Genomic DNA, 5,306 nt, shown 5'->3' with positions numbered 1-5,306 from the left:
TTCGGGGGGCTAGCCCCCCGAAGGGAAGCCAGACAGAGTTGAGCTAACACTCCCATTTAGCACTTTAGCCAGAATTAAATTTATACAATATTAATGGCAGTTTATCATACTTGGATTATTTGACTGTCTTTATTATTTAAACTTAAATCATCTTCCCATTCAAAATTTATTGTCAATGTCTCAGGAGAAATTTTTGAAGCATTAATTTGAATATCTATTGAATTTTGTGATCTAATATCAATAGATGCCGGATAATCCATAATAAATACGTTTGAAGCACCTGGAAAAGTAACTACCACATTCTTTGCTATTGCTTTTCCTTTGTTATAAACTTTTACAATTCGTTTCCCCTTTTCTCCTTTAACTACATTTGCTTCAATAATCGCTCTTTTTTCTGAATCAGTCTCTTTCTTAAATTTATCCAATTGAAACTGATTAATAAGAGTATTCTGTTTTTTTATCTTTGCGTCATATTTAAAGTGTGTATACAAAGAAAAGCCAAGAGCCATCGTTGAAACAATTATAGGGATGATTTGTAAAGCTGTCATATCTATTTAAACTTGATATTTTTATTACCATTAAAAGTGTCCTTCAGCGTCTTGTTAAAATCAACCTTAAAATATTCAGTGATTTCTTTTTTCATTTTATTTACTTCTTCGCCTAATTCCGATTGATTAAGTTTTACTAACTCTTCATTACCTCCATGATATTCTCTGTCACATAGTTTGCATTTCACCCAAGTTTTATTTTCGTTATATTCAAATAACGTTTCACCACAAGTATTGCACCTTAAAGAAATTGATTTTTTATAATTGTCTTTCATGATATTCTTGATTATAAGAGTTCAAATTACCGCATAGCGTATTTCTTGATAGCTAATTTAATTACCTATAAAGATAAGAAAAAGTAAGATATTATCATCTCTTCATGAAATTGGATCAGATTTAATACTGATTAGTCTATAAAGTTTCCCCCAATTCGGGGCTTACAATTACCGGAAAGCTACCAGAAACTGAGTTCAATCTCGATAGATCGAGACTACAATGAATCTAAGCCTAAATCACATCATTGCACCTTTTCATGTTCTAGCCTGATTTTTTTTATCATTTCTTGTCTGCCATTCTTAAAACAGCGTGTAATGTTGCCAAGTAATAATAGAAAATCCAACTATACCAAATCGCTTTATCATACTCTTTCTTTTGATCTTTATTATGATGTCTAATGCCAAAATTGTTAGCAATATTGAAAATATCATTTTCGTCTTTCTTGTTTAAATGTTCCTTAATTGAAGGTCTAATAAATTCCAATACGTCAGCAAGTTCTCTGATTGCTTCACGCCTGTCATCAAGAGTTGATTTATGTCTCCTAAATTTTAAAATAGCTGAATTGATTTTGTTTGAAACGTTGTCCTTATCGTTTGTTGGAACATCTGCCTCAAACAGGTTTGAAAGTCCATTATCAGATAGGATTAAAATTTCTCCACTTTGGGAAATCTCAAAACCATCTTTGTATTCTCTTAAAATTGGATTTAGTTGTTCTCTAAAATGTTTTTGTCCTTCAATATCATCAAATTTACTATAATGATAACCGCAATTGTTCCAATTATGAAATTGCCCAATTAAGCCTTTTGAGCAATGGTCATGAAGGAATTCTATTACATCAAAAAAATCATCTTCGGTGTAATTGGGTAAGTTCTGCCAGATAGGATAAAGATTGTTCTTTCTCAAATTCAAAAACATTATTGCATCTATCTCTTCCCCTAATTCTCCTGGGACATATCCATCTTGACAGTCGATACCGAAATACTTTTGAAAATAACCGTCTGCGTCCAGTTTATTATAAGTTACGGAAAACAACTTTTTTAGCATTTCAAAACTGATTTCCTGATCTGGGGTTATTTTTCCTGTCCTAACTGAATAGTAATTCCTTTTTATCATTGCCTATTTTGGTACTATTTGTGTCTTTCTAGATTGTGCATAATGTATAGCTGAAATTATACGTGGACGGTTTTCTCGGTACATATAATTTATTGCTTTTATTTTCCTTGTTTCTCTTCATTCCGTTTATGTACCCTTCAGAATAATTTCAATCACTATTTCTAAGATTATCGGTAAAATTATTATGAGAATCACCCATTTCAATCTTTTTCGGTTACTAAATCCAACATCCGTAAACTTTCCTGTAAACCTTACTGGAGGATAGGCTTTTTCAAGAAACTTCTCGAATTTGCGGCTCAAGGATATACCTCCTATAATTACTAAACCCCAGGCAAATCCATCTATTAAATTATAAAATGAGGTGTTTTTAAATTCCACTTGATTTGTTACGAAAAATTCAAGTGCAAAGTCTAAAATAAGGTATAGACCATATCCAATTAAAAATGCCATTAAAACGTTAAACCAGTAAGTTCTAAATACCTTTATCAAGTACTTTTCTAATCCAATTAGAAGCTTCAATTCCTTATCTAATTGATGATATAGCCCAGTCACTGACGTAATGTCTTCCCCCTCAACTGTAAGTTTTCCAGCTTTAATATAACTTTCAGTTGAAAGTATTATACTACATTGGATAGGAGAATCATAATATCTATACATAATTTCGATTGATTTCAATTCCTTTGGTAATTTTTTCGAAAAGAATATTTCAGGATCATCTGAATGAAAGGTATCCTCGCCATCGCTTGATTCAATCTGTATATCAATCTTATTTTTTCCAGATTGAAGTGTATCTTGTATTATTTTTGCTATGCTAAACAAATTATTTTGGTCTATCTCTATTCCAACATATTCCTTGGAAAGTCTCTTTTTACGATTAATTTTTTCCATTTATTTTAAATAAGGTTACCTATTTCATATAGCTAAGTTTAAGCCTTTAACTGCGTTTATCGAGACTATCTACCCAGCAATTTCAGTTTCCCCTCTTAAATTAAAGATTCCATACAAGGAATCCATTGTAAACACTAATATTTTAATTATATTCATTAAAAATGGTCAGAAAAGAGATATAAATGGACATTACTTTGACCATAACACAGAATATCCTTAGGCCAAGGCTTTTCCTCACTTCTATAATTTTTTATGCAATAAGCTCCTAAGCTCCTTTCCGAGCCTTTATAAAAAAATCCCCCCCCCGATTAAGCCAATTCCTCTCACCCTATAAAGATCTATAAAGTGGTTCCTACATTCCCATTAGACACCCTACGGCAGACTCAGGGCACAAGATCAGTGTATAGGGTTTTCTTTAATCCCAGATATCAGGTCTCTTGATATTCATTGCGCGTAGATAGGAAAGGAATTGTCCGGCATGAACAGATTCATGATAACCAATTCGCAATAAATATTTTCCAAGGATTTTCTTTTCTCCATTTCCGGGATGAATGATTTCAGTTTCGTTTAATGCTGTATCCGAAAATTTCCGAACACTTTCTAAAAATGCTTGCCTATGTGGTTCCGCAAACTTAAGCTCTTGAGTAAGGCTAATCATGGGTTGGTTTTTCCAAGGGCTTTGATAATTGACCATGCTCCCCTTATTGATAATAATGTTCCATCCATAGTCGGCTTCTAAAACGTGCCTAATCATTTCAATTGCTGACATGGCTTTTGCGTCTGGCTTCCAATGGTAATGGCTCTTAGGAAGACTTTCCCACAGTTTTATGCTTCTTCTCCTTATTTCCTTAAAGTTCAAAATTAAAAGTTCGGAATGCGTCATTTTCTTTATTTCAAGCATATCAGTTTACATGGCTATTCATCTATTTTTTCCAGCAATAATTGCTTGACGAATTCCCATTCTTCTTTGAGCGTTGTTAACCGTATTTTTAGCATATCAAATGAATGCTCTTTGGTATCATTTCCTATTTTGGTAGCGATATCCGCTAAAAGATTACAGCGAATGGCCAGCATAGATCCCTTAATGGAATGAGCAATTTGGCCTATGGTTTTGCTATCCTTTTGCTCATAGGCCAGGTTGAGTTGGTTTATTTTATCCGGCATATCCCCCAAACACATTGAGATTAATTGTTGCGCACTGTTTATATTTCCCCCAAGGCTATATAAGAGTTCGCTATAGCCGAAATGGGCTTCATTTGTAGCAATTGCCTCATTTTTGTCCGCATCAGCTTCCTTATCTTGGCGAAAGAATTTCTTCAACACCGATTCAATTTTCTGAACCTCTAGGGGCTTTGTCAGGAATTCATCCATTCCTGCCGCCAAACACTTCTCTTTTTCCTCCTTTAATGCTCCCGCTGTAAGTGCAATAATAGGAATATGGGTGCCGGTACTATTTTCTATGCCTCTAATTTGCTTAGTGGCTCCTATCCCATCAAGTTCAGGCATTTGTATGTCCATAAATACTATGTCAGGAATTATCTTCTTGTATTGTTCAACAGCAATTACACCATTCTTTGCTTCGTAAATTTCGCTATTGGGCATTAATTGGAGCAGCAAAGTCTTGCTTAGCACCATGTTCAGAGAATTGTCTTCAGCAATGATGATTTTTATCTTTTCATTTGGATCAATGGAATGCGTTGTTTCTTCCCTTTCTTTCTTTGGACTAGCCTTTAATTCTTGGTTTAAATTAGATAGATAAATGAATAAATCATGGCTTTTGACCGGCTTGGTTAATCGAAAACGAACCCCTATTTCCAAACATTTTTGGTGAATTGCTTCATCCTGAGCGGAGGAATAAAGCAGAATTACCGGCTGTTTTTCAAGGCTAAGGTTCAACCTTTCCTTCATGATGCGAATGGTTTCCAGACCATTTATATAAGGCATATTATAATCGCAAATAATTACATCATATGGCAATGCCTTCTCCAGTACCTGGAGTGCCTGGAACCCATTTTCACATAAATCTGAGTCAATCTGCCACTGATTAAGCATTTGTTGCAAAATAACCCGGTTGTTGGCATTGTCATCAATAATCAAACAACGTTTTACACTTGCAATCTGGGTTTGATCTGGTTTTTCTCCTCTTTCAAAACGAGTCATGATCTCAAAAAAGAAAGTAGTACCCACATCAGGTTCGCTATCAATATTGATTTTGCTTCCCATTTTTTCTGCAATCATTTGCGAAATGACAAGCCCTAAACCGGTACCTCCAAATTTACGAGTCGTGGAACTGTCTGCTTGAGAAAATGATTTGAAAAGCTTGGCTTTTTGTTCTTGGCTAATGCCGATACCGGTATCTTTTACGGAAATTTTAAGGGTACCCTGATTGCCTTCAAGTGGAATATAATCCACTTTAACGATCACTTCCCCTTTTTTCGTGAACTTAACCGCATTGCTTAAAAGATTTGCCAGTATCTGCTG

Annotated in this window: 6 protein-coding genes; all 6 read right to left on the bottom strand. The window is 34.3% G+C overall.

Annotation, left to right across the window (positions count from 1 at the left end; genetic code table 11):
• Window positions 1-104: 104 nt before the first annotated feature.
• Window positions 105-548, bottom strand: coding sequence for a hypothetical protein (locus AAC037_RS19210; protein WP_339904874.1), 444 nt, complete (start codon window positions 546-548; stop codon window positions 105-107).
• A gap of 2 nt (window positions 549-550) precedes the next feature.
• Window positions 551-823 (bottom strand): hypothetical protein, encoded by a 273-nt coding sequence (locus AAC037_RS19205; RefSeq protein ID WP_339904873.1) that lies wholly within the window; start codon window positions 821-823, stop codon window positions 551-553.
• Window positions 824-1,103: 280 nt separating this feature from the next.
• The gene (locus AAC037_RS19200; RefSeq protein ID WP_339904872.1) at window positions 1,104-1,937 is read right to left on the bottom strand and encodes a hypothetical protein; all 834 of its coding nucleotides are present in this window, start codon (window positions 1,935-1,937) and stop codon (window positions 1,104-1,106) included.
• A 126-nt stretch (window positions 1,938-2,063) separates the two neighbouring features.
• The gene (locus AAC037_RS19195; protein WP_339904871.1) at window positions 2,064-2,825 is read right to left on the bottom strand and encodes a hypothetical protein; all 762 of its coding nucleotides are present in this window, start codon (window positions 2,823-2,825) and stop codon (window positions 2,064-2,066) included.
• A gap of 415 nt (window positions 2,826-3,240) precedes the next feature.
• A complete protein-coding gene (locus tag AAC037_RS19190; protein WP_339904870.1) occupies window positions 3,241-3,726 on the bottom strand; it encodes a DinB family protein in 486 nt (161 codons plus the stop codon).
• Window positions 3,727-3,740: 14 nt separating this feature from the next.
• A partial coding sequence (locus tag AAC037_RS19185; RefSeq protein WP_339904868.1) for a response regulator occupies window positions 3,741-5,306 on the bottom strand: 1,566 nt, incomplete at its 5' end.

Source organism: uncultured Cyclobacterium sp. (assembly GCF_963976465.1).
Taxonomy (GTDB): Bacteria; Bacteroidota; Bacteroidia; order Cytophagales; family Cyclobacteriaceae; genus Cyclobacterium.
Note: the sequence above shows the minus strand (reverse complement) of the source record. Positions and strands in the feature narration are given on the sequence as shown.

Bases quoted from the DNA above. Each gene is read 5' to 3' on its own strand.
- AAC037_RS19205 (WP_339904873.1), bottom strand. From the start codon at position 823: ATGAAAGACAATTATAAAAAATCAATTTCTTTAAGGTGCAATACTTGT.
- AAC037_RS19200 (WP_339904872.1), bottom strand. From the start codon at position 1,937: ATGATAAAAAGGAATTACTATTCAGTTAGGACAGGAAAAATAACCCCA.
- AAC037_RS19190 (WP_339904870.1), bottom strand. From the start codon at position 3,726: ATGCTTGAAATAAAGAAAATGACGCATTCCGAACTTTTAATTTTGAAC.
- AAC037_RS19210 (WP_339904874.1), bottom strand. From the start codon at position 548: ATGACAGCTTTACAAATCATCCCTATAATTGTTTCAACGATGGCTCTT.
- AAC037_RS19195 (WP_339904871.1), bottom strand. From the start codon at position 2,825: ATGGAAAAAATTAATCGTAAAAAGAGACTTTCCAAGGAATATGTTGGA.